The organism is Streptomyces sp. NPDC002232, from assembly GCF_042890295.1.
In the GTDB taxonomy this organism is placed as follows: domain Bacteria; phylum Actinomycetota; class Actinomycetes; order Streptomycetales; family Streptomycetaceae; genus Streptomyces.
The window spans coordinates 265156-288931 of record NZ_JBIARV010000006.1 but is presented as its reverse complement, the minus strand read 5'-3'; the positions used below and the strand labels follow the sequence as shown (position 1 = coordinate 288931).

Annotated in this window: 23 protein-coding genes and 1 tRNA gene; 16 read left to right on the top strand and 8 right to left on the bottom strand. The window is 71.2% G+C overall.

The features are described from left to right. Positions 1-98 precede the first annotated feature (98 nt). Positions 99-169: transfer RNA gene (locus ACFYXU_RS29550), tRNA-Gly, on the bottom strand. A gap of 407 nt (positions 170-576) precedes the next feature. On the opposite strand from ACFYXU_RS29550, the gene dcd reads away from it, so the two are divergent. Both dcd and ACFYXU_RS29540 read left to right on the top strand, forming a co-directional pair. Continuing rightward, positions 577-1152, top strand: a complete 576-nt coding sequence (gene dcd, locus ACFYXU_RS29545) for a dCTP deaminase (protein ID WP_017240230.1) — start codon at positions 577-579, stop codon at positions 1150-1152. A gap of 13 nt (positions 1153-1165) precedes the next feature. Further along, entirely contained in the window at positions 1166-1663 is a 498-nt protein-coding gene (locus ACFYXU_RS29540) for a phosphoribosyltransferase (RefSeq protein WP_329854888.1), read from the top strand. Between the two features lie 81 nt (positions 1664-1744). Here ACFYXU_RS29540 and ACFYXU_RS29535 read toward each other — a convergent pair whose 3' ends face one another. Beyond that, positions 1745-2647, bottom strand: coding sequence for a Yip1 family protein (locus ACFYXU_RS29535; protein ID WP_361395427.1), 903 nt, complete (start codon positions 2645-2647; stop codon positions 1745-1747). 202 nt (positions 2648-2849) lie between these two features. On the opposite strand from ACFYXU_RS29535, the gene ACFYXU_RS29530 reads away from it, so the two are divergent. Then, positions 2850-3380, top strand: coding sequence for a hypothetical protein (locus ACFYXU_RS29530; protein ID WP_389460800.1), 531 nt, complete (start codon positions 2850-2852; stop codon positions 3378-3380). Positions 3381-3439: 59 nt separating this feature from the next. Here ACFYXU_RS29530 and ACFYXU_RS29525 read toward each other — a convergent pair whose 3' ends face one another. Together ACFYXU_RS29525 and ACFYXU_RS29520 are read right to left on the bottom strand one after the other, a co-directional pair. Next, the gene (locus tag ACFYXU_RS29525; RefSeq protein ID WP_389460798.1) at positions 3440-5698 is read right to left on the bottom strand and encodes a (Fe-S)-binding protein; all 2259 of its coding nucleotides are present in this window, start codon (positions 5696-5698) and stop codon (positions 3440-3442) included. A gap of 107 nt (positions 5699-5805) precedes the next feature. Next, positions 5806-6282, bottom strand: a complete 477-nt coding sequence (locus ACFYXU_RS29520; protein WP_361395421.1) for a sugar transferase — start codon at positions 6280-6282, stop codon at positions 5806-5808. A gap of 213 nt (positions 6283-6495) precedes the next feature. On the opposite strand from ACFYXU_RS29520, the gene dnaK reads away from it, so the two are divergent. From dnaK to ACFYXU_RS29500, 4 genes are read left to right on the top strand one after another with little or no spacing between them, the layout of a single operon-like run. Next, on the top strand, positions 6496-8337 hold the full coding sequence (dnaK, locus tag ACFYXU_RS29515; protein WP_329854881.1) for a molecular chaperone DnaK: 1842 nt from the start codon (positions 6496-6498) through the stop codon (positions 8335-8337). Continuing rightward, entirely contained in the window at positions 8334-8966 is a 633-nt protein-coding gene (gene grpE / locus ACFYXU_RS29510; RefSeq protein WP_376508227.1) for a nucleotide exchange factor GrpE, read from the top strand. The genes dnaK and grpE overlap by 4 nt, the downstream gene beginning before the upstream one ends. Before the next feature lie 33 nt (positions 8967-8999). Beyond that, the gene (gene dnaJ / locus ACFYXU_RS29505; protein WP_376508226.1) at positions 9000-10175 is read left to right on the top strand and encodes a molecular chaperone DnaJ; all 1176 of its coding nucleotides are present in this window, start codon (positions 9000-9002) and stop codon (positions 10173-10175) included. Positions 10176-10179: 4 nt separating this feature from the next. Then, the gene (locus ACFYXU_RS29500; protein WP_086825514.1) at positions 10180-10614 is read left to right on the top strand and encodes a heat shock protein transcriptional repressor HspR; all 435 of its coding nucleotides are present in this window, start codon (positions 10180-10182) and stop codon (positions 10612-10614) included. Between the two features lie 78 nt (positions 10615-10692). On the opposite strand, the gene ACFYXU_RS29495 is transcribed toward ACFYXU_RS29500, so the two are convergent. Further along, on the bottom strand, positions 10693-11673 hold the full coding sequence (locus ACFYXU_RS29495) for a helix-turn-helix transcriptional regulator (protein WP_361395415.1): 981 nt from the start codon (positions 11671-11673) through the stop codon (positions 10693-10695). Positions 11674-11805: 132 nt separating this feature from the next. Between ACFYXU_RS29495 and ACFYXU_RS29490 the strand changes: the two genes are divergently transcribed. Then, positions 11806-12021 carry a hypothetical protein gene (locus ACFYXU_RS29490; protein ID WP_329854874.1) on the top strand — a complete coding sequence of 72 codons (216 nt, stop codon included), beginning with the start codon at positions 11806-11808 and terminating at the stop codon, positions 12019-12021. A gap of 8 nt (positions 12022-12029) precedes the next feature. After that, on the top strand, positions 12030-12347 hold the full coding sequence (locus ACFYXU_RS29485; protein WP_389460795.1) for a (2Fe-2S)-binding protein: 318 nt from the start codon (positions 12030-12032) through the stop codon (positions 12345-12347). A 104-nt stretch (positions 12348-12451) separates the two neighbouring features. On the opposite strand, the gene ACFYXU_RS29480 is transcribed toward ACFYXU_RS29485, so the two are convergent. After that, complete coding sequence (locus ACFYXU_RS29480; RefSeq protein ID WP_329854872.1) at positions 12452-12856, bottom strand: TIGR03618 family F420-dependent PPOX class oxidoreductase; 405 nt, start codon at positions 12854-12856, stop codon at positions 12452-12454. A gap of 123 nt (positions 12857-12979) precedes the next feature. Between ACFYXU_RS29480 and clpB the strand changes: the two genes are divergently transcribed. Next, positions 12980-15586: an ATP-dependent chaperone ClpB gene (clpB, locus tag ACFYXU_RS29475; RefSeq protein WP_361395411.1), complete on the top strand. Its 2607-nt coding sequence runs from the start codon at positions 12980-12982 to the stop codon at positions 15584-15586. A gap of 19 nt (positions 15587-15605) precedes the next feature. Here clpB and ACFYXU_RS29470 read toward each other — a convergent pair whose 3' ends face one another. Further along, on the bottom strand, positions 15606-16058 hold the full coding sequence (locus ACFYXU_RS29470) for a hypothetical protein (protein WP_389460793.1): 453 nt from the start codon (positions 16056-16058) through the stop codon (positions 15606-15608). A 106-nt stretch (positions 16059-16164) separates the two neighbouring features. On the opposite strand from ACFYXU_RS29470, the gene ACFYXU_RS29465 reads away from it, so the two are divergent. Further along, positions 16165-16701 carry a YbjN domain-containing protein gene (locus ACFYXU_RS29465; protein ID WP_329854869.1) on the top strand — a complete coding sequence of 179 codons (537 nt, stop codon included), beginning with the start codon at positions 16165-16167 and terminating at the stop codon, positions 16699-16701. 153 nt (positions 16702-16854) lie between these two features. On the opposite strand, the gene ACFYXU_RS29460 is transcribed toward ACFYXU_RS29465, so the two are convergent. After that, positions 16855-18036, bottom strand: coding sequence for a pyridoxal phosphate-dependent aminotransferase (locus tag ACFYXU_RS29460; protein ID WP_376508224.1), 1182 nt, complete (start codon positions 18034-18036; stop codon positions 16855-16857). 804 nt (positions 18037-18840) lie between these two features. Here ACFYXU_RS29460 and ACFYXU_RS29455 point away from each other — a divergent pair. The 5 genes from ACFYXU_RS29455 to pyrE all read left to right on the top strand — a co-directional run bounded on the left by ACFYXU_RS29455 (position 18841) and on the right by pyrE (position 23585). Next, positions 18841-19359, top strand: a complete 519-nt coding sequence (locus tag ACFYXU_RS29455) for a DUF2617 family protein (protein WP_329854866.1) — start codon at positions 18841-18843, stop codon at positions 19357-19359. 75 nt (positions 19360-19434) lie between these two features. Beyond that, positions 19435-21282: a fused MFS/spermidine synthase gene (locus ACFYXU_RS29450; protein ID WP_389460790.1), complete on the top strand. Its 1848-nt coding sequence runs from the start codon at positions 19435-19437 to the stop codon at positions 21280-21282. Between the two features lie 59 nt (positions 21283-21341). Then, a complete protein-coding gene (locus tag ACFYXU_RS29445) occupies positions 21342-22217 on the top strand; it encodes an SRPBCC family protein (RefSeq protein ID WP_389460788.1) in 876 nt (291 codons plus the stop codon). Positions 22218-22250: 33 nt separating this feature from the next. Beyond that, the gene (locus ACFYXU_RS29440) at positions 22251-23036 is read left to right on the top strand and encodes an aldose 1-epimerase (RefSeq protein ID WP_376508273.1); all 786 of its coding nucleotides are present in this window, start codon (positions 22251-22253) and stop codon (positions 23034-23036) included. A 9-nt stretch (positions 23037-23045) separates the two neighbouring features. Then, positions 23046-23585: an orotate phosphoribosyltransferase gene (gene pyrE, locus ACFYXU_RS29435; protein ID WP_329854864.1), complete on the top strand. Its 540-nt coding sequence runs from the start codon at positions 23046-23048 to the stop codon at positions 23583-23585. The last annotated feature ends 191 nt before the right edge of the window (positions 23586-23776 follow it).

Sequence of the window (23776 nt, the reverse complement as noted above, 5' to 3'; positions counted from 1 at the left end):
CCCGTCGGCGGCGATCTCGCCCTCAGGATGCTCCTCGACGGCAGGGCACGCCACACGACGACGAAGCCCCAGGTCTCTGACCTGGGGCTTCGTAGAAGAGCGGATGACGGGAATCGAACCCGCGCTATAAGCTTGGGAAGCTCATGTTCTACCATTAAACTACATCCGCACAACGGCCGGATGATCCGTGCCGCATCGTTGCACACTGTACCCCATGCGCCACTTGAGGCGAAGTTCGTGCCTTCGGCGTGTGCGGAGTGCCGTGGCGGAGGGTGCCCCGTTCATCCCCTAATGTGGCTGATCGTCCACCACGTGTGTAGGGGAAGGGACTTGATGGTTTCGATGGAGCGCACCGTCGTCCGTTGTGCCGAGGGGCATGTTTTCAGTACCGCTTCGTTCCCGCTTCAGCAGCTCGGTGCCGGGCGGATCGGGCCCGGGCGGCTCATCCGGTGTCCGCGGTGTGCGCGGCTGCGGCATGCGGTGCCGGTGGAGGCCGGACGGCGCTGAGCCGTGCGGGCCGGGGCGCGGGCGACTGCCGATTGGGGCAGGTCCGCGCCCTCTGCGTATCGTGGGGGCGTGCTTCTCTCAGACAAGGACATCCGGGCCGAGATCGATGCCGGACGGGTGCGCATCGACCCGTACGACGAATCCATGGTGCAGCCCTCGAGCATCGACGTGAGGCTTGACCGCTTCTTCCGGGTGTTCGAGAACCACCGCTACCCGCACATCGACCCCGCCGTCGAGCAGCTCGACCTGACGCGTGAGGTCGAGCCGGAGGGCGACGAGGCGTTCATCCTGCACCCGGGCGAGTTCGTGCTCGCCTCGACCTACGAGGTCATCACCCTGCCGGACGACATCGCCTCGCGTCTGGAGGGGAAGAGCTCCCTGGGGCGCCTCGGGCTCGTCACGCACTCCACCGCGGGCTTCATCGACCCCGGTTTCTCCGGGCACGTGACCCTGGAGCTGTCGAACCTCGCCACCCTGCCGATCAAGCTCTGGCCGGGGATGAAGATCGGCCAGCTGTGCATGTTCCGGCTGAGCTCGCCCGCCGAGTTCCCGTACGGGAGCGAGCGGTACGGCTCGCGGTACCAGGGGCAGCGGGGGCCGACGGCCTCCCGCTCGTTCATGAACTTCCATCGGACCCAGGTGTGAGGCGGTCGCAGGCATGAGTGACGTACGCGAGAACCTGACCTACGAGGGCTTCGGCACCGCCGTCCGCGAGCTGGCGCAGACCATCGCCGACGACGGCTACGAGCCCGACATCGTGCTCTCCATCGCCCGCGGCGGCGTCTTCGTCGCCGGCGGTCTGGCCTACGCCCTGGACTGCAAGAACATCCACCTCGTGAACGTGGAGTTCTACACCGGGGTCGGCACCACCCTGGAGATGCCGGTCATGCTGGCGCCCGTGCCGGACGCGATCGACTTCAGCGACAAGAAGGTGCTCATCACCGACGACGTCGCCGACACCGGCAAGACGCTGAAGCTCGTCCACGACTTCTGCGTCGACCACGTCGCCGAGGTCCGCTCCGCCGTGATCTACGAGAAGTCCCACTCCCTCGTGAAGTGCGAGTACGTGTGGAAGAAGACCGACGAGTGGATCAACTTCCCCTGGTCGGTCGAGCCGCCCGTCGTGAAGCGCGAGGGCCAGGTCCTCGACGCCTGAGCACGCCTGAGCACGCCTGAGCCTGATTGTGCGGAAGGCCCCCACCGCGAGCGGTGGGGGCCTTCTCCATATCCGTACGGGTTACAGCGTGCCGAGCTTGATCAGGCTCAGCAGGGCCACCAGCTGGATCGCCGAGGCGCCCAGGGCCTTCGGCCACGGGAGGTCGTGCGAGCGGCTCACCATCACGGTGAAGAGCGCCCCGGCCGCCAGCCAGGTCACCCAGCCGATGACCTGCACCAGGCCGTTCTCGCCGCCGAGGAAGACGGCGAAGACCAGGCGCGGGGCGTCCGTGATCGACATGATCAGCATGGAGAGGCCGATCGTGGGCTGCCAGGCCCCGTCGCCGCCCAGCTGGCGCGCCAGGGTGTGGGTCACCGCGCCCAGGATCAGTCCGCCGACCACGAAGGCGACGCCCGTGATCAGGGCGGCCGAGAAGGTGGGGTCGAGCGTCTCCTCGCCGGCCTTGTCGAAGCCGAAGATCGCCAGGAGCCCGTAGAGGAACGTGACGATCAGCGCCGGACCCCAGACCGCGTGGTCCCGCATCCGCAGGAAGGTGTCCGCCGGGCGGAGCACGATGCCGGTGAGGAGCGGCCTCCACGGGAGCCGGGGGCCCGTCGGTACGGGGGCGGGCGGCGGGCCGCCCTGGGCGTACGGGTCGTCCACGCTGAACATCTGGGTGTGGCCCGGGTTGTTCGCCGCCGCGTGCTGCGGGTTCTCCTGCCGGCCGTAGGGGTCGCCGAAGTACTCCGGCTCCCCGTACGGCTGCTGCGGGTGCCCCTGCTGACCGTACGGCTGCTGCTGCCCGTACGGCTGTCCGTGCTGCCCCTGCTGTCCGTACCCCTGCTGCGGGCGCCCCTGCGGCGGCTGCTGCCACTGCTGCTGCGGGTGCGGCGGCGGGGCCGCGTCGTACCCGTACGGCGCCTGCTGCGGTTGTTGTTGCGGGGGGCGGTTGTCCCGGCCGCGTCCGTTCCTGAATCCAGCCACGCCTTGAACGTACCCGTTCATTCCGTACGGACGCTCCCCAGGACCGGCCTTGCCACTGAGCTGTGACATCCCCTAGGGGTGATCCCGGCCGTGACGTGGTCGCGGGGGAGGCGCCGGACGGGCGTTACAAAACAGACGTATCACCTCAATGTCGTACTCGTAGCTTCGGAGGCGTCAGAGACCCGAGCAAGGAGCTCTTCCGATGCGAGTCAGCCGTCGTTCCGTCCGTACCGCCGCCGTCGCCACCGGGGCCGCCGCCGCCCTCCTCCTGCCGGCCGCCGGGGCCGCCCTGGCCGCCGAGGCGCCCGCCCCCGCGCCCGCCGCGACGGCGGGCGACCCGTCGGTGTTCTGGCGGAACGTCGACCTCGCCGACGGCTCGCTCGCCAAGGTCTACCAGGACGGTCCCGGCCGCTTCTCCGCCGAGATCTACGGCGGCGGCACGCTGATCGGCACCCTCGTCAGTACCCACGGCAAGCCCGCCCACGGGGAGCACGACGGGCTCCACGTCGTCCTGCGGCCCGACGGGACCGTCTCCTCCTGGCTGGACCACGGCCCCGCGCCGAAGCCCAAGCCCGCCCCCGAGCCCGCTCCCGAGGTCGTCAAGCTGCCCGACGGGCACACCGCCACCTTCTTCGCCGGCCGGGACGGGCGGCCCTACGTCAAGCTCTCCGTCTCCGGCGGCAAGAGCTGGACCTACGACTTCCACGGGACCCTCGTCTCCGCGCACCGCTGAGGGCACGGAAAAGGGGCCGCCCCGCGCTCGCGCGGGGCGGCCCCTTCACGTGTCCGGGATCAGACGGCCGGCTCGGGCTCCTCCGACGCCGCCTCAGGCTCGGGGTCGACCGGGGTCTTCACCGACTCCAGCAGCAGCTGCGCCACGTCCACGACGGTGACCGACTCCTTGGCCTTGCCCTCGTTCTTCTTGCCGTTCACGGAGTCCGTGAGCATGACGAGGCAGAACGGGCAGGCGGTGGAGACGATGTCCGGGTTGAGGGACAGGGCCTCGTCGACGCGCTCGTTGTTGATGCGCTTGCCGATCCGCTCCTCCATCCACATCCGCGCGCCGCCGGCGCCGCAGCAGAAGCCGCGCTCCTTGTGGCGGTGCATCTCCTGCTGGCGCAGGCCGGGGACGGCGGACATGATCTCGCGCGGCGGCGTGTAGACCTTGTTGTGCCGGCCCAGGTAGCAGGGGTCGTGGTAGGTGATGAGGCCGTCGACCGGGGTCACCGGGACCAGCTTGCCCTCGTCGATGAGGTGCTGGAGCAGCTGGGTGTGGTGGATGACCTCGTACTCGCCGCCGAGCTGCGGGTACTCGTTGGCGATGGTGTTGAAGCAGTGCGGGCAGGTCGAGACGATCCGCTTCGCCGACTTCGGCTTCTTGGTCGACTCGTCCTCGTCATCCTCGCCGAACGCCATGTTCAGCATGGCGACGTTCTCGGCGGCGAGCTGCTGGAACAGCGGCTCGTTGCCCAGGCGGCGGGGGGAGTCACCCGTGCACTTCTCGTCGCCGCCCATGATCGCGAACTTGACGCCCGCCATGTGCAGCAGCTCCGCGAAGGCCTTCGTCGTCTTCTTGGCGCGGTCCTCCAGGGCGCCGGCGCAGCCGACCCAGTAGAGGTAGTCGAACTCGGAGAGGTCCTCCGCGTCCTTCCCGATGATCGGGACCTCGAAGTCGACCTCCTTGGTCCACTCGACGCGCTGCTTCTTGGCGAGACCCCAGGGGTTGCCCTTCTTCTCCAGGTTCTTCAGCATCGTGCCGGCCTCGGACGGGAAGGCGGACTCGATCATCACCTGGTAGCGGCGCATGTCGACGATGTGGTCGATGTGCTCGATGTCGACCGGGCACTGCTCGACGCAGGCGCCGCAGGTGGTGCAGGACCACAGGACGTCGGGGTCGATGACGCCGTTCTCCTCGGCGGTGCCGATGAGGGGGCGCTCGGCCTCGGCGAGCGCGGCGGCGGGGACGTCCTTGAGCTGCTCCTCGGTCGCCGTCTCGTTGCCCTCCATGTCCTTGCCGCCGCCCGCGAGCAGGTACGGCGCCTTGGCGTGCGCGTGGTCGCGCAGCGACATGATGAGGAGCTTGGGGGAGAGGGGCTTGCCGGTGTTCCAGGCGGGGCACTGCGACTGGCAGCGGCCGCACTCGGTGCAGGTGGAGAAGTCGAGGATGCCCTTCCAGGAGAACTGCTCGACCTGGGAGACGCCGAAGACGGCGTCCTCGGCCGGGTCCTCCCAGTCGATCTCCGCGCCGCCCGTGGTCATCGGCTGGAGCGCGCCCAGGGCGGTGGAGCCGTCGGCGTTGCGCTTGAACCAGATGTTCGGGAAGCCGAGGAAGCGGTGCCAGGCGACGCCCATGTTGGTGTTGAGCGAGACCGTGATCATCCAGGTGAAGGACGTGACGATCTTGAGGCACGCGAAGAAGTAGGTGAGGTACTGGATCGTGCTGAGGTCCAGGCCGTCGAGCAGCGCGATCAGCGGGTACGAGGCGAAGAAGCCGGGCTCCCAGCCGGTCACGTGGTGCTGGACGCCTTCGAGCGCGCGGAGCGTCATGATGCAGACGCCGACGATCAGGATGACGGCCTCGACGAAGTACGCCTGGCCGGTCTTGGAGCCGGCGAAGCGGGACTTGCGGCCGGCCTTGGTCGGCTTGCTCAGCTGGCGGATGACGATGAGCGTCACGATGCCGAGGACCGTCATGAGGCCGAGGAACTCGGTGAAGATCTCGTACGGCAGCCAGTCGCCGATGATCGGGATGAGCCAGTCGGCCTGGAAGAGCTGGCCGAAGGCGTTGACGATCGTGAGGAGCAGCGAGAAGAAGCCCACCGCGACGAACCAGTGCGCGAAGCCGACGATGCCCCATCGGTTCATGCGCGTGTGGCCGAGGAACTCCTTGACCAGCGTGATGGTGCGCTGCTTGGGGTCACCGGTGCGCGTGCCGGCGGGCACCGGCTGACCGAGCCGCACGAAGCGGTAGATCTGCACGGTGGCGCGGCCGAACAGCGCGACGGCCACCACCGTGATGGCGATCGACACGATGATCGCGGCGAGTTGCATGACGGGCTCCTCGGGCGGGCCTACTAAGCGGTAACTTATTGAGTTCCTGCTGAGATTACCCGGTCGCGGCGCCGCGCTGTAGCGGCGCTCGCGGTGATATGTGTCGCTCAGGCAAACCTTGCCGCGCGACGCCTGCGGACTGCTGGAAGGGTACGCGCAAGGATCACCAGGTCCATCCCCAGCCAATGGTGGTCCACATAGTGGAGGTCGAGCAGTTCGCGCTCCTCCCACGGCAGGTCCGAGCGGCCGCTGATCTGCCACGGTCCGGTCAGCCCCGGACGTACGGACAGCCGGCGGCGGCCCTCGCCCGCGCACTCGCGGTGGGCCGGGGTCAGCGGGCACGGTCCGACCAGCGACATCCGGCCCGCGACGACGTGCAGGAGAAGGGGGAGCGCGGCGAGCGGGCTCCTGGTGCGGAAGGTCAGCATGGTGAACGGCCGCCCTTCCAGGCCCGCCACCGTGCGGCGGCGCAGCACGGCGCCGCCGCCGAGCGCGACGGACAGGGCGATCCCGGCGATCAGGGGTGAGAGCGCGAGGAGCAGGGCGAGCCCGCCCGCCACGTCGAACGCGCGCTTCGCCGTCATGCGCTCACACCCTTCGGCGGGAATCCTGGGATATGTCCAGACTATGTCCGGACCCTCTCATGCGAATCGGGTCAAACGGGGGAACGGCACGCTCGTTGAGCGCTCACCTCGGCGAAGAGTTGAGTCGACCCCGCTCATGTCTGTTGACGCGATCCGGTTCGTCGTGCATCCTTGAGTCAGTTCCACTCAAGTCAGTCAGCTGGAGGAATCGAAATGGCACGTGCGGTCGGCATCGACCTGGGCACGACTAACTCCGTCGTCAGCGTTCTGGAAGGCGGCGAGCCCACCGTCATCACCAACGCCGAGGGTGCCAGGACCACGCCGTCCGTCGTCGCCTTCGCGAAGAACGGCGAGGTGCTCGTCGGCGAGGTGGCCAAGCGTCAGGCCGTCACCAACGTCGACAGGACCATCCGGTCGGTCAAGCGCCACATGGGCACCGACTGGAAGATCGAGATCGACGGCAAGAACTTCAACCCGCAGCAGATGAGCGCCTTCATCCTGCAGAAGCTCAAGCGTGACGCCGAGGCGTACCTGGGCGAGAAGGTCGTCGACGCGGTCATCACCGTCCCGGCGTACTTCAACGACTCCGAGCGTCAGGCCACCAAGGAGGCCGGTGAGATCGCGGGCCTCAACGTCCTGCGCATCGTCAACGAGCCGACCGCGGCCGCCCTGGCCTACGGCCTCGACAAGGACGACCAGACGATCCTCGTCTTCGACCTCGGTGGCGGCACCTTCGACGTGTCCCTCCTGGAGATCGGCGACGGCGTCGTCGAGGTGAAGGCCACCAACGGTGACAACCACCTCGGTGGTGACGACTGGGACCAGCGCGTCGTCGACTACCTGGTGACGCAGTTCCAGAACGGCCACGGCGTGGACCTGGCCAAGGACAAGATGGCTCTCCAGCGTCTCCGCGAGGCCGCGGAGAAGGCGAAGATCGAGCTCTCGTCCTCGACCGAGACCACGATCAACCTGCCCTACATCACGGCTTCCGCCGAGGGCCCGCTGCACCTGGACGAGAAGCTCACGCGCGCCCAGTTCCAGCAGCTCACGTCCGACCTGCTCGACCGCTGCAAGGTGCCGTTCCACAACGTCATCAAGGACGCGGGCATCCAGCTCTCCGAGATCGACCACGTCGTCCTCGTCGGTGGCTCGACCCGCATGCCGGCCGTCGCCGAGCTCGTCAAGGAGCTGACCGGCGGTCAGGACGCCAACAAGGGCGTCAACCCGGACGAGGTCGTCGCCATCGGCGCCGCGCTCCAGGCCGGTGTCCTCAAGGGTGAGGTCAAGGACGTCCTGCTCCTCGACGTGACCCCGCTGTCCCTCGGCATCGAGACCAAGGGCGGCATCATGACCAAGCTCATCGAGCGCAACACCACGATCCCGACCAAGCGGTCCGAGATCTTCACGACGGCCGAGGACAACCAGCCGTCCGTGCAGATCCAGGTCTACCAGGGCGAGCGCGAGATCGCGGCGTACAACAAGAAGCTCGGCATGTTCGAGCTGACCGGTCTCCCGCCGGCCCCGCGCGGCGTCCCGCAGATCGAGGTCGCCTTCGACATCGACGCCAACGGCATCATGCACGTGACCGCGAAGGACCTGGGCACGGGCAAGGAGCAGAAGATGACCGTCACCGGCGGCTCCTCGCTGCCGAAGGACGAGGTCGACCGCATGCGCCAGGAGGCCGAGCAGTACGCGGACGAGGACCACCGCCGCCGCGAGGCCGCCGAGTCCCGCAACCAGGGTGAGCAGCTCGTCTACCAGACCGAGAAGTTCATCAAGGACAACGAGGACAAGCTCCCCGGCGACGTCAAGGCCGAGGTCGAGTCCGCGCTCGTCGAGCTGAAGGAGAAGCTCAAGGGCGAGGACACCGCCGAGATCCGCACCGCCACCGAGAAGGTCGCGGCCGTCTCGCAGAAGCTCGGCCAGGCGCTCTACGCCGACGCCCAGGGCGCCCAGGCCGCCGGTGCCGAGGGCGGCGCCCAGGCCCAGGCCGACGACGACGTCGTCGACGCCGAGATCGTCGACGAGGACAAGCCGAAGGGTGGCCAGGCGTGACCGAGGAGACCCCGGGCTTCGAGGAGAAGCCCGACGTCCCCTCCGGCGCCACCGCTGACGACGCCGCCGAGGCCGTCGAGTCCGACGAGGACGCGACGGCCCCGGCCGGGGACGCTACGGACGTAGCCCTGCTGGCGCAGCTGGACCAGGCCCGCACCGCGCTCTCCGAGCGCACCGCGGACCTCCAGCGGCTCCAGGCCGAGTACCAGAACTACCGCCGCCGCGTGGAGCGGGACCGGGTCACGGTCAAGGAGATCGCCGTCGCGAGCCTCCTCGCCGAGCTCCTTCCCGTGCTCGACGACGTCGGCCGGGCCCGGGACCACGGCGAACTCGTGGGCGGGTTCAAGTCGGTGGCCGAATCGCTGGAGACCGTCGTCGCCAAGATGGGTCTGCAGCAGTTCGGCAAGGAGGGCGAGCCCTTCGACCCGACGATCCACGAGGCCCTGATGCACTCGTACGCGCCGGACGTCACGGAGACGACGTGCGTGGCGATCCTCCAGCCGGGGTACCGCATCGGCGAGCGGACCATCCGGCCCGCCCGCGTGGCCGTCGCCGAGCCCCAGCCCGGGGCCCAGGGCAAGGCCGAGGAGTCGGAGGACGCCGACTCCTCCGAGCAGGACAGCGAGTAACAGCCGTACCCGTGCGCGGGAGGAGGGACGTCGATGAACACGAAGGACTTCGTCGAGAAGGACTACTACAAGGTTCTCGGCGTCCCCAAGGACGCCACCGAGGCCGAGATCAAGAAGGCGTACCGGAAGCTCGCCCGCGAGAACCATCCGGACGCCAACAAGGGTGACGCGAGCGCCGAGGCGCGCTTCAAGGAGATCTCCGAGGCGAACGACATCCTCGGCGACCCCAAGAAGCGCAAGGAGTACGACGACGCCCGCGCCCTCTTCGGGAACGGCGGCCTCCGGGCCGGCGGCCCCGGCGGCGGCTCGTTCAACTTCGACCTGGGCGACCTCTTCGGAGGCGCCCAGGGTGGGGCGGGCGGCGGCTTCGGGGGCGGCGGCGGCATCGGCGACGTCTTCGGCGGCCTGTTCAACCGGGGCGGGGGAGCGGGCCCCCGCACCCAGCCGCGGCGCGGTCAGGACATCGAGTCCGAGGTGACGCTCAGCTTCACCGAGGCCATCGAGGGCGCGACCGTCCCGCTGCGGATGTCCAGCCAGCAGCCGTGCACGGCGTGTTCGGGCACCGGCGACAAGAACGGCACCCCCCGGGTGTGCCCGACCTGCGTCGGCACCGGGCAGGTCTCGCGCGGCAGCGGCGGCGGCTTCTCGCTGACCGACCCCTGCGTGGACTGCAAGGGCCGCGGCCTCATCGCCGAGCACCCCTGCGAGGTCTGCAAGGGCAGCGGCCGGGCCAAGTCCTCCCGCACCATGCAGGTCCGCATCCCCGCGGGCGTCAGCGACCACCAGAAGATCCGTCTCCGCGGCAAGGGCGCGCCGGGCGAGCGCGGCGGGCAGAACGGCGACCTGTACGTCGTCGTGCACGTCGACGACCACCCGGTCTTCGGCCGCAAGGACGACAACCTCACCGTCACGGTGCCGGTCTCCTTCACGGAGGCGGCGCTCGGCGGCGAGATCAAGGTGCCGACCCTCGGCGGCCCCGCGGTCACCCTCAAGCTGCCCGCGGGCACCCCGAACGGCCGGACCATGCGCGCCCGGGGCAAGGGCGCGGTCCGCAAGGACGGCACCCGCGGCGACCTCCTCGTCACGGTCGAGGTGGCCGTGCCCCAGGAGCTGGACGACAAGGCACGCGAGGCCCTGGAGACCTTCCGCGAGGCGACCGCCTCCGAGGACCCGCGGGCCGAGCTGTTCCAGGCGGCGAAGGGAGCGTGACCCGGTGAGACGCAATCCGTACGAACTGACCGACGAGAGCCCCGTGTACGTCATCTCGGTGGCGGCGCAGCTCTCCGGTCTGCACCCGCAGACGCTCCGGCAGTACGACCGCCTCGGTCTGGTCTCCCCGGACCGCACGGCGGGCCGGGGCCGGCGCTACTCGGCCCGTGACATCGAGCTGCTCCGCCAGGTGCAGCAGCTGTCGCAGGACGAGGGCATCAACCTGGCCGGAATCAAGCGGATCATCGAACTGGAGAACCAGGTCGCGGCGCTCCAGGCCCGGGTGTCCGAGCTGTCGGCGGCCGTCGAGGGCGCGGCGGCGACGCTGCGCCAGCGCGAGGCCCAGGTGCACGCCTCGTACCGCCGGGACCTGGTCCCGTACACCGACGTGCAGCAGGCGAGCGCCCTCGTGGTGTGGCGCCCGAAGCGCGGCGAGTAGCTCCGCACCCCGTACGACGTCCGGAAAGAGGCCCCCTCCCCCAGGGAGGGGGCCTCTTTCCGCTGTCCCGGCCGAGGTTCAGCTGTCCCGTTCGAGGATGCCGGACTGGGCGATCAGATAGCCGAGTTGCGCCCGGCTGCCGCTGCCGAGGGCGGCGGCCAGCTTGGCGATGTGCGCCCGGCAGGTCCGCACGTTCATGCCGAGCCGGCGGGCGATGGCCTCGTCGACGTGCCCCTCGACCAGGAGCCGGGCGATGGAGCGCTGCACGCCGCCGATGCCGTCGGTCTTGATGTCGTACGGGATCTCCTCCCGTATCGGCACGGCCAGCTGCCAGAACTGGTCGAAGACACCGCAGAGGTACGCGACGAGGCCGGGGTGGCGCAGCTCCAGGGCGACCTGGCGGTCGCTGCGGGCCGGGATGAAGGCGACCTCGCGGTCGACGATGATCAGCCGGTCGATGATCTCCTCGAGGGTGCGGACCTGCACCTCGGGGCCGACGTGCTCCAGATAGGTCAGCGTGAGCTCGGTGTGGCGCGCGGTGTGCTGGTAGAGCGTGCGCATGGTGATGCCGCGGCCGAGGAGCGGGGAGACGCGGTCCAGGGCCTCGCTGAGGGCCTGGGCGGGGCGGCCGCCGCCCGGCTGGACGGTGAGGAGCTCGTGGCGGCAGTTGGCCACGACGCGGTCGAGGGTCGAGTTGATGCGGTCGATGCCCTCGAGGACCGTGATGGCGTGTGTGGTGGGGGAGTCGTGGGCGCTGATGGCCATGAACGGCTCGAACGCGTCCGACAGGGCGACGGTGCGCCGACGGCGGTCGAGTATCTCCCGTTCGATCGGCTGGAGCAGCTGGGCGAGGGCCGCGGACGGGGGAACCGGGCGGAGCCACTGCGCGTCGTCGGGGTCGGGGTGGAGCAGCGAGAGGTCGAGGAGGCACGGCGTTCCGACCGCCTCTGACCGGGGTATTCGCCCGGTGTGCAGAGCGGCCGCATACAGCTCGGACCCCGCTTCGCACAGTTCGGCGTGCGAATGAGGGTGACCTGATTCGTCCGCTTGTTTCCGCATATGTACACCCCCAGGCTCCTGCATCTCAGGAACATGATGCCTGGGTTTGGTGGTGCAGGCGCAGAGAGTAAGCCATCGTCTTACTCGCGGGGGTTGGAAAGAGACGTTGCCTTCAAGTGAGGTTGCTCGGTGATGATGAAGAAGCTCATACGCGCGGCGGCCGGAGTCGCCTTCATCGCGGCCGCCACATTGGGCGCGGTGGGAGTGGTTCCGGATCCGGGCTGGCACTCGGAGACGGCGCAGGTGCAGGCCGCTCCGCTCGACCCGGGCTGGCACCTCGCCGGCCCCGCGCTCCTCGGTGACCCGGGCTGGAGCGTGGCCCCCCAGCAGGACCCCGGCTGGAATTAGACGGGCGCATGAACGTTCCCGATGACCCCAGGTTCCGCCGTGAGATGGCCTCGGCCTATCGCTCCGGCTGGCACTTCGTCGACCTCGCCTCGGCCATCCCCCACCGTGGTGACTCGCTGAAGGTCACGCTCTTCGGAGAGCCGATCGTCGTCGCCCGTGAGCAGGACGAGGATGTCCGTGCGTACCGCTGTCTGCGCCGCCCCCGAGGCGCTCCACAGCCCATCCGCTGTGCCATCCGGTACGGCATGATCTTCGTCAACCTCGACCAGCGAGACCACCAGCTGATCGAGCCCGAGACCATCACCGCCACCCCCCGCAGTGCCTGAGCGATTCCCCCGTCGTTGTAGATCGCTCCGGCACTTCCCCCACACAGCGGCGCCATCGCGGACCTGAAACGCGATGGCGCCGCTGTGCGTTCCGCCGTCCGCCGTCAGGCGCGGCCCATCGCCCGGGTCAGGGCGATCTCGATGACGACCCGGTCCGGGTTCGGGGCCGGGGTCCGGCCGTAGCGCTCGGCGTAGCGGGCGACGGCGTCCGCGACCGTCGCCGCCTCCGTGCGGATGTGGGCGACGCCCTCCAGGGTGGCCCAGCGCCCCTTGTCGACCTGGCAGACCGCGACCCGCGCGCCGTCCGCGCCCGCCGCCAGGACGTGGGCGACCTTCCGGCTGTTCCTGTTGGTGATCACGCGCGCGTACCCGCCCTCGGGGTCGTACGTGACGCCGACCGCGACGACGTGCGGCGTGCCGTCCGGGCGCGGGGTGGTGAGGGTGCACATGTGGTACTCGCGCCAGAAGCTCAGGTACGAGTCGGACGGGTTCCTGGGGTCTGTGGCCATGCCCGGAAACTACCCGTGACGCACCTCCCTCCGATACCTTGAGCGGAATAGGCTCAACTTTGTGTACGTTGGAAGGGTCAGAGAGAGAAGTCGACCCACGACGTTCGAGGAGGAGCACCGCACGTGGACGCCGAGCTGACCAACAGGAGCCGGGACGCGCTCAACGCGGCGAGCAGCCGCGCCGTGTCCGAGGGGCACGCCGACCTGACCCCCGCCCACCTACTCCTCGCCCTCCTGGCCGGTCAGGACAACGAGAACATCATCGACCTGCTGGCCGCCGTGGGCGCCGACCAGGCCGCCGTCCGCGCCGGAGCCGAGCGGCTGCTCGCCGCCCTGCCGAGCGTCACCGGGTCCACGGTCGCGCCCCCGCAGCCCAGCCGGGACTTCCTCGCCGTGATCGCCGAGGCCGACCGGCGCGCGAAGGAGCTCGGCGACGACTTCCTGTCGACCGAGCACCTGCTCGCGTCGGTCGCGGCCAAGGGCGGCCCGGCCGGTGAGATCCTCGACGCGCAGGGCGCGAGCGCATCGAAGCTGCTCGACGCGTTCGAGAAGAGCAGGGGAGGACGCCGGGTGACCACACCCGACCCGGAAGGGCAGTACAAGGCGCTGGAGAAGTTCGGCACGGACTTCACCGCCGCCGCGCGCGAGGGCAAGCTGGACCCGGTCATCGGCCGCGACCACGAGATCCGCCGCGTGGTCCAGGTGCTGTCCCGCCGCACCAAGAACAACCCGGTCCTCATCGGCGAGCCCGGCGTCGGCAAGACCGCCGTCGTCGAGGGCCTCGCCCAGCGGATCGTGAAGGGCGACGTCCCCGAGTCCCTGAAGAACAAGCGGCTCGTCTCGCTCGACCTCGGCGCGATGGTCGCCGGCGCGAAGTACCGCGGCGAGTTCGAGGAGCGCCTGAAGACCGTCCTCTCCGAGATCAAGGCGAGCGACGGCCAGATCATCACCTTCATCGACGAGCTGCACACGGTCGTCGGCGCGGGCGCCGGCGGCGACTCCGCCATGGACGCCGGCAACATGCTGAAGCCGATGCTGGCCCGCGGCGAGCTCCGCATGGTCGGCGCGACCACCCTCGACGAGTACCGCGAGCGGATCGAGAAGGACCCCGCCCTCGAGCGCCGCTTCCAGCAGGTCCTGGTCGCCGAGCCGACCGTCGAGGACACCATCGCCATCCTCCGCGGCCTCAAGGGCCGCTACGAGGCCCACCACAAGGTGCAGATCAACGACTCCGCCCTGGTGGCCGCCGCGACCCTCTCCGACCGGTACATCACCTCCCGCTTCCTCCCCGACAAGGCCATCGACCTCGTCGACGAGGCCGCCTCCCGGCTCCGCATGGAGATCGACTCCTCGCCCGTCGAGATCGACGAGCTCCAGCGCTCCGTGGACCGCCTCCGCATGGAGGAGCTGGCCCTGAAGAACGAGACGGACGCGGCGAGCCGGCAGCGCCTGGAGAAGCTGCGGCGCGACCTCGCCGACCGCGAGGAGGAGCTGCGCGGCCTGACCGCCCGCTGGGAGAAGGAGAAGCAGTCCCTCAACCGGGTCGGCGAGCTCAAGGAGCGCCTGGACGAGGCCCGCGGCCGCGCCGAGCGCGCCCAGCGGGACGGCGACTTCGACACCGCCTCCCAGCTGCTCTACGGGGAGATCCCGGGCCTGGAGCGGGAGCTGGCGGAGGCGAGCGAGGCCGAGGCCCAGCAGGAGTCCTCGAAGGGCGCCGACGGCAAGGACGCCATGGTCAAGGAGGAGGTCGGCCCCGACGACATCGCGGACGTGGTCGGCGCCTGGACCGGCATCCCCGCCGGCCGCCTCCTGGAGGGCGAGACGCAGAAGCTGCTCCGCATGGAGGACGAGCTCGGCCGGCGGCTCATCGGCCAGTCCGAGGCCGTGCAGGCGGTGTCCGACGCCGTGCGCCGCACCCGCGCCGGGATCGCCGACCCCGACCGCCCCACCGGCTCCTTCCTCTTCCTCGGCCCGACGGGCGTCGGCAAGACGGAGCTGGCGAAGGCGCTCGCGGACTTCCTCTTCGACGACGAGCGGGCCATGATCCGCATCGACATGTCGGAGTACGGCGAGAAGCACTCCGTCGCCCGCCTGGTCGGCGCGCCCCCCGGCTACGTCGGCTACGAGGAGGGCGGCCAGCTCACCGAGGCGGTCCGCCGCCGCCCGTACAGCGTCGTCCTGCTCGACGAGGTCGAGAAGGCGCACCCGGAGGTCTTCGACGTCCTGCTCCAGGTCCTGGACGACGGCCGCCTCACCGACGGCCAGGGCCGGACGGTGGACTTCCGCAACACCATCCTGATCCTCACGTCGAACCTGGGCAGCCAGTACCTCGTGGAGCCGCTGACCCCGGCGGACGTGAAGAAGCAGCAGGTCCTGGAGGTCGTGCGGGCGAGCTTCAAGCCCGAGTTCCTCAACCGGCTGGACGACCTGGTCGTCTTCTCGGCGCTCGACCGGGCCGAGCTGGGCCGGATCGCGCGGCTCCAGATCGACCGGCTCGCGAAGCGGCTCGCCGACCGGCGGCTCACCCTGGAGGTCACGCCCGAGGCCCTGGAGTGGCTCGCCGAGGAGGGCAACGACCCCGCGTACGGCGCGCGGCCGCTGCGCCGGCTCATCCAGACGGCGATCGGCGACCGGCTCGCGAAGGAGATCCTCGCGGGCGAGGTCGTGGACGGCGACACGGTCCGGGTGGACCGCGTCGAGGACGGCCTGATCGTCGGGGCGGCCCGCTGAGGGGTGTCCTCGGCCCGGCTCACATGTCGAAGGCCTCCACGCGTACGAGGGCGGTCCCCCCGTCCTCGTACGCGACCCGGACGTGCACCCACAGGACGTCGTCGAAGGACACGTCCACGCACCGGTCGGCGTCGCAGGAGAACGGCGGCTTCCCCGTCGGATAGGCGGCTTCCAGCCACCCGGCGACCTCGGAGCGCGGCATCCGGAAATCGGCGGTCGCCCGGGTGTCCTGGAAGTGGGCCGCGGTGCAGTGGGCGTCCTCGGCGCCCATCGGGAGGCTGCCCCGGGCGAACGTCATCACCTCGGAGCAGTCCACCTGCTTCGTCTCGCCGAGTCCGCTCCACGCCATCGCGCCCCAGACCACGAAGGCGATCGGGCCGCCGCAGAGCAGGGTGACCACGGCAGAGGCCCAGACCCAGGTCCAGGGCTTCGGCCGTACCGGTCGCGTCCGCTTCCCCGTGTTCTCCCCCATGAGGACCAGATCTTGTCAGCCCGCAGCGGATCGCGGGAGGGGGGACTTGCCACGTACCGCCCGGCATGGGGGAGGATGGCGAGCATCCGTACGAAGGGAAATAACGGTGAGCATCGACCCGTCCTCGATTCCGAATTTCGGGGGCCAGCCCCAGCCTCAGGCCGCAGGACCGGCGGGCCCCGTCGTCCCCGACCAGGACCTCGTCAAGCAGCTCCTCGAGCAGATGGAACTCAAGTACGTCGTCGACGACGAGGGTGACCTCGCGGCGCCGTGGGAGGAGTTCCGCACGTACTTCATGTTCCGCGGCGAGGGCGAGCAGCAGGTCTTCTCCGTGCGGACCTTCTACGACCGTCCGCACGCCGCCGACGACCGCGCGAAGATCCTCGACGCGATCGACGACTGGAACCGCCGCACCCTGTGGCCGAAGGTGTACACGCACCTGCACGAGGAGGAGGACGGCTCCGCCACCCTCCGCCTCATCGGCGAGGCGCAGATGCTGATCGGCACCGGCGTCGCCCTGGAGCACTTCGTGTCCTCCACGGTCAGCTGGGTCCGCGCCTCCATCGAGTTCGACAAGTGGATCGTCGAGCAGTTCGGCCTGGAGTCCCCCGAGGGCCAGGCCCCGGGCGACGAGGAGGCGTAAGCCCCCTCGTACCCCCGGCGTCTCGGACCGCCACGCGCGCGAGCGCCGGGGCGTACGCCCCGTAGCAGCACGACAGCCCGGCCAGGGCCGCGACCACCAGGACCGCGGCCCCTCGGCCGGGCTTTCGCGCGTGCCGCCACGGGCGGCCCGCCGTCAGGTGCTGAGGGCCTTGAGCCGGGAGACGGCCTCCTCCAGGACCTCGGTCCGCTTGCAGAAGGCGAAGCGGACGAAGGGGGCGCCGGCCTCGCGGTGGTCGTAGAAGACGGCGTTGGGAATGGCGACGACGCCGGCGCGCTCCGGGAGGGAGCGGCAGAAGGCGAAGCCGTCGGTGGCGCCGAGGGGACGGATGTCGGTGGTGACGAAGTACGTGCCGGCCGGGCGGTAGACCTCGAAGCCGGCCTGCGCGAGGCCCTCGCTCAGCAGGTCCCGCTTGGCGCTCAGGTCGGCCCGCAGGCCGTCGAAGTAGGCGGCCGGGAGGCGCAGGGCCTCGGCGACCGCGTACTGGAAGGGGCCCGAGGAGACGTACGTGAGGAACTGCTTGGCCGAGCGGACGGCGGAGGTCAGTTCCGGGCTCGCGGTGGTCCAGCCGACCTTCCAGCCCGTGAAGGAGAACGTCTTGCCGGCCGAGCCGATCGTGACCGTGCGCTCCCGCATGCCGGGGAGGCTCGCGATCGGCAGGTGCTCGGCGTCGCCGAAGACCAGGTGCTCGTAGACCTCGTCCGTGACGACCAGCAGGTCCCGCTCGACCGCGAGCTCGGCGACGGCGGTCAGCTCGGCCCGGGTGAGGACGGTGCCGGTGGGGTTGTGCGGGGTGTTCAGCAGGATCAGCCGGGTCCGGTCGGTGACGGCGGCCCGCAGTTCGTCGAGGTCGAGGACGTAGCTGCCCTCGTGGGGGCGCAGGGTGACGGGGACCCTGGTGCCGCCGGCCATCGCGATGCAGGCCGCGTAGGAGTCGTAGTAGGGCTCCAGGGCGATCACCTCGTCGCCCGGCTCGACCAGGGCGAGCAGGGACGCCGCGATGGCCTCCGTGGCGCCCGCCGTGACGAGGACCTCGGTGTCGGGGTCGTACGCGAGGCCGTACCGCTCGCGCTGGTGGTCGGCGATCGCCGCGCGCAGCTCGGGTACGCCGGGGCCGGGCGGGTACTGGTTGCCGTGGCCGTCCCGCAGGGCGCGGACCGCGGCCTCCCGGATCTCCTCCGGGCCGTCGGTGTCGGGGAAGCCCTGCCCGAGGTTGATCGACCCGGTCCTGGCGGCGAGCGCGGACATCTCGGCGAAGATCGTCGTCCCGAACTCGGCGAGGCGGCGATTGAGCAGCGGTCGTGTCATGCCCGCCATCCTGGGGGCAAGCTCGGGACTTGCTCAAGTGGGCGCCGGGTCGGTGGGCGCCGGGTCCTCGCGGCGGCTCCTGGCGCAGCGGCCTCTCCTGCACCGGTTCCTCGCGGGCCGGCTCCTCGCGCACGGGCCCCTCCCGCACCGGTTCGTCGCACCTGTTCCTCCCGCACCGGTTCGTCGCACCTGTTCCTCCCGCACCGGTTCGTCGCACCTGTTCCTCGCGCGCCGGCTCCTCGTGCGGCCGAAGCTCTGGACTCGCTCAAGTCGGCTTTGGCGGGGGATCGCACCGGGCATCTCCCTCGCACAGAAGAACGGGGGTAGTACCGATGGGATTCTTCCTTCTCCTCATCGTTGTGTTCGTGGTGATCGGAGTGTTCTCCGGCGCCCGGAAGAGCGGGCGCAAGCGGCGCGGCGGACCGCTCTCCGGCACCCGGAAGAGCGGGCGCAAGCGCCGGAGCGGTGGCGGCTGGGCCGACGGGGGCGGTGGCGGCTGTGGCGGCAGCAGCTCGTGCGGCGGCAGCAGCTCCTGCGGATCGGGGAGCTCCTGCGGGTCCGGCTGCGGCGGTGGTGGCTGCGGAGGCGGCAGCTGAGTGAACAAGTGAACTGTGGGGGCCCCGAAGGGGTTGGAAAACACAGCAAGTTGGGTAAAAACGCTGCGAGTCGCCCGGGGTCCGTGGTTCTCTCACTCTTGACAGAGACAGCCCTCGGACCGTCTGTGGACCCGAGTCGGCGATTCCCCTCTGCCGTAGAACCCTTCTCCGGGGCGCCCCCGGCCCACCCGTCGAACCGTGTTTGCGGAGCCGACCCATGCTCACCACCCTGAAGACCACCTACACCGATACGCGCGCGGCCGATCTGGCCTGGGCCCTCGGGCGCGAGCCGCTGCCCGCGCTCGCCATGCTCGACCTCGAACTCTCCGGCGCCAAGCTCCAGTTGAGGCTGCTCGGCGCCTCGCACCAGGTCCTCCTGGAGGAGGAGGGGCGGCACTGCTCGGAGACCGTGGCCTGCATGGCCGGCAGCAGCACCCCGCTCCCGCTCGGCGTCTCCAAGCGCGTCGGCGGATGGGAGTACGAGTTCGCGGCGCGCGTCGAGACGCTCTCGCACGGCTCCTTCGCGGGCCGTGCGCAGGAGCTGCTCGCGCTCGTCGCCGACCACCCGAACGGGCTCGCGGGGACCTTCCCCGGCTCCCCGCACGCCTTCACGGCCATGCTGGCGCAGCGCCACGAGGGCCAGGTGCGGTGGCGCACCTGGCACGCCTACCCGCAGGAAGGGCAGTTGGTGGTGACCAGGACACGGATCGGTGCACGTATGCCCGCAACGCTCTGATGCGCCCGCCTGGAGCCCCATGTGCACTCGTGTGGGTGACAAGGGGTGTGGCGGTCGTGACGTAGCGTTACGGGCATGATCGAGCCGACCGTGACCATGCCGCCCACGAGGGTGCGCCGGCCGCCTCCGCGGCGGTCCGTGCGGCCGCCGCGCGACGCGGTGCGGTTCCCGGTCCTCGCGGTCGTCTTCGTCTGCGCCGCCTGCGGGCTGGTCTACGAGCTCGAACTGGTCGCCCTCGCCTCCTACTTGATCGGCGACTCGGTCACCCAGGCCTCCGTCGTGCTCTCCGTGATGGTCTTCGCGATGGGCGTGGGCTCGCTCCTCGCCAAGCGGCTGCGCTGCCGCGCCGCCGTCGGCTTCGGCCTGGTCGAGGCCGGGCTCGCGCTGATCGGCGGCTGCTCCGCGATGGTGCTGTACGCGTCCTTCGCCTGGCTCGGCGAATCGCGGTACGTGCTGGTCGCGTTCTCGCTCGCGATCGGGGTGCTCATCGGCGCCGAGATCCCGCTCCTGATGGCGCTCATACAGCGGCCCGCGCGCCCGGGCGGGCCGGTCCCCGCCGACCTCTCCGGCGCGGGACTCCCGGGTCCGGGGCTTGCGGCGGCGGGCCTTACCAGCCCGGGTCTCCCCGGGCCGGTCCTTCCCGGGGCGGTCGCGTCCGGTCCGATCCTGCCCGGGGCGGTAGCGTCCGGTCCGGTGGCGTCCGGTCCGACGGGCCGGGCCGGGCGGCCGGCCTCGCTCGGGGAGCAGGACGACGCCGCCGGGACGGTCGCCGACCTCTTCGCCGCCGACTACGTCGGAGCGCTCGTCGGCGGCCTCGCCTTCCCCTTCCTGCTGCTGCCCTGGCTCGGTCAGCTCACCGGCGCGCTCGTCACCGGCGCGGTCAACGCCGTCGCGGGCGGCGGCCTGGTGCTCTGGGTCTTCCGGCGCGACCTGACCCGCCGCTCCCGCGCGCTCCTGGTCGCCGTGAACGTCGGGGTCCTCGCCGTCCTCGCCACCGCGACCGTCCTCGTCGACGACTTCGAGCAGGCCGCGCGCCGCGCCGTCTACGGGGAGCGGGTGCGCGTCGCCGTCCACACCGGCCTCCAGGAGGTCGTGGTGACCGGGGACCGCGAGCACGCGCCCGACCTCTTCCTCGACGGACGCCTGAGGGTGGCCGGCCGGGACGAGTACCGCTACCACGAGGCGCTCGTCCACCCCGCGATGAACGGCCCGCACACGCGCGTCCTGATCGTCGGCGGCGGCGACGGGATGGCCGCCCGGGAGGCCCTGCGCTACGCCGGGGTCCGCTCCGTCACCGTCGTCGAGCTCGACCCGGGCGTCGTCCGCCTCGCCCGCACGGACCCGGCGCTCTCCGAGCTGAACGCCCAGGCCTTCCGCGATCCGCGCGTCCACGTGGTCTCCGCGGACGCCTTCCGCTGGCTGAGGGACGCCGCCGACCGTCCGCGGGAACGGTACGACGTGGTGATCTCCGATCTGCCGGACCCCGGGATCACCCCCAGCACCAAGCTCTACTCGGAGGAGTTCTACGGTCTGGTCGCCCGGGTGCTCACCGACACGGGACGGTTCTCCGTGCACGCCGGATCCGCCACCGACCGGCCCCGCACCTACTGGACCGTCGACGCCACCCTGCGCGCCGCCGGGTTCGCGACCCGCCCGTACAGCGCGAGCGGCCGCACTCCCGGCTTCGCCGCAGGGCCCGACCGCGCCGACCGCACCGGCGGCACCGGACGGGGCCCTGGGGACTGGGGCTTCCTCCTGGCCGTACGCGGCGGGCGGCCGCCCGTGCTCGGCCTCGCCCCCGACGCGCCCCGCCTGCGGTCGCTCGGCGCGGGCACCCTGGAGGCCGCCGCGCGCCGCGCCGAGCGGACCCGCGGCGCCGCGCCGCCGCCCTCGACCCTGGTGCACCCCCGCTACGGGGCCTGACCCGCCCGCCGGGCGCAAACAGGCGACGCCGCGCCCCGCCCTGAGTAGGCTCGGCTTCCATGGAGCATGAGGTGTTCGTACCCGTCCCGGCCGAGTCCCTGCGCGCGACGCTCACGGACCCGGCCCGCGTGGCGCGCTGCGTGCCCGGTCTCCAGCGCGACGCCGACGCGGCGGCGGGCCCCCTCGCGGGCCGCCTCAAGGTGCGGATCGGCGGCGCCACCATCACCTACCGGGGCGCCCTGCGGATCGTCGAGCGCGACGGTGCCATCACCTACGAGGGCGAGGGCGCCGAGGCGCGCGGCAAGGGCTCCGCCGAGCTGTCCCTCACCGTCGTCCTCACCCCGGTGGCCGAGGGGACGAGCCTGAGCTTCACCGGCGCCCTCACGGCGGCCGGCCGGCTTGCCGACGCCACGGACGAGGCGCGCTCCGCGGCGGGCGCCAAGCTCCTCGACCGGTTCGTGGAGGCGCTGGCCGCCCTGAAGGAGCAGCCGCCCGCCGACGACGCCCCCGGCGCCGGAACCGACACCGACGAGTCCGGAACCGACGCGGACACCACCGCCGGCGCGGCGGACACCGCCGACACCGACGACGACGGGGTCGACGACGGAGCCGAGGAGCCGTCCGGCCGGAGCGCGGGTCTCGCCGCACCCGTCCCGCCGGTCCCCCTCGAACCCCTCCTCGGCGAGGACTTCGCCGACACCCCGATCGAGTTCCCCGCCCCGCAGCCCGCCGCCGAGGCCGCGCACGCCCGCCGGACCATGATCGGGCGGAGCGCCGAAGAGGTCGACCACGCCCCGCCGCGCGGCCGGTACGCCCCCGTCCCCGCCCCCGAGTCGACGAGCGCCGGGGCCACCCTGCGCTGGATCGCGCCGGCCGCGGCCCTCGCGCTGGCCTCCGCCGTCGTCGTCGGCCGGGCGCTGCGCCGCCGCCGCTGACCCGGCCCCAGGCCTTAGGGTCGGGGCGTGAGCATGCAGACGCGACTGACGGCGGGCGACGCCGAGTTGACCATCGACCCCGAGAACGGCTGCCGGATCGAGAGCCTGCGCATCGGCGGCACCGAGGTGCTGCGCCAGGGCGAGCGGTTCGGAAGCTTCCCGATGGTGCCCTGGTGCGGGCGGACCGAGAACGGCCGCTTCCGCAACGGCGCCACCACGCACCAGCTGCCGGTCAACGCCGCCCCGCACGCCATCCACGGCACCGTCCGGGACCGTGCCTGGAAGCCCGCCCGGACCTCCGCGACCGAGGCCGTCCTCACCTGCGAGCTCGACGACCCCTGGCCGTACAAGGGCCTGGTGACCCAGGTCTTCGAGCTCGCCGAGGACTCCCTCACGCTCCGTTTCGGCGTCGAGACCTCCGACGCCTCCTTCCCGGCGCAGGCCGGCTGGCACCCCTGGTTCCTGCGCAATCTCGGGCAGGGCGGCCAGGACGCCTCGATCGCCTTCGCACCCGCCTGGCAGGAGGAGCGCGGCGAGAACCACCTCCCCACCGGCCGCCGCATCGACCCCCTCCCCGGCCCCTGGGACGACTGCTTCGGCATGCCCGGCGGCGTCGACGTCACCCTCACCTGGCCCGGGGAGCTGGAGCTGAGGGTCGCGAGCCGCGCCGAGTGGGTCGTCGTCTACGACGAGCCCGAGGAGGCCATCTGCGTGGAGCCGCAGTCCGGCCCGCCGAACGGCCTCAACACCCTCCCGCGCCTGGTCACGCCGATCGACCCCCTGGAGGTCGAGGCCACCTGGAGCTGGCGGCGGCTTTAAGCTCGGGGCATGACTGACGTACGCGCTGAGCTGCTCCAGCAGATCAAGGACAAGGCCGTGGTGCACGGCAAGGTGACCCTCTCCTCGGGTCTGGAAGCCGACTACTACATCGACCTGCGTCGCATCACGCTGGACGGCGAGGCCGCGCCGATGGTCGGTCAGGTCATGCTCGACCTGACGGCCGACCTGGACTTCGACTGCGTCGGCGGCCTCACCCTCGGCGCCGACCCGGTCGCCACCTCGATGCTGCACGCCTCCGCCGCGCGCGGACAGCGCCTCGACGCCTTCGTCGTCCGCAAGGCCCAGAAGGCGCACGGCATGCAGCGCCGCATCGAGGGCACCGACGTCAAGGGCCGCCGCTGCCTCGTCGTCGAGGACACCTCGACCACCGGCGGCTCGCCGCTGACCGCCGTCGAGGCCGTGCGCGAGGCCGGCGGCGAGGTCGTCGCCGTCGCCACGATCGTGGACCGGGGCGCCGCCGGGGCCATCGACGGGGCGGGTCTGCCGTACCTCACGGGCTACCAGCTCGGCGATCTTGGCCTGGCGTAACCGCCGCGAAGTCGTGACTTAGGTCCCGGACCCCGCCCAGAGCGGTCCTGACCTGCGTTTTTACCCAAGGGCGGGGTGTTTCACGTGAAACACCCCGCCCTTCGGCATGCCGCGCCCGTGGGAGCCAGGTCAAGAGTCTGGAAGGATGGGCGGCGACGATGACGTCGCCCCTAGGTCAGGGACCGCAACGC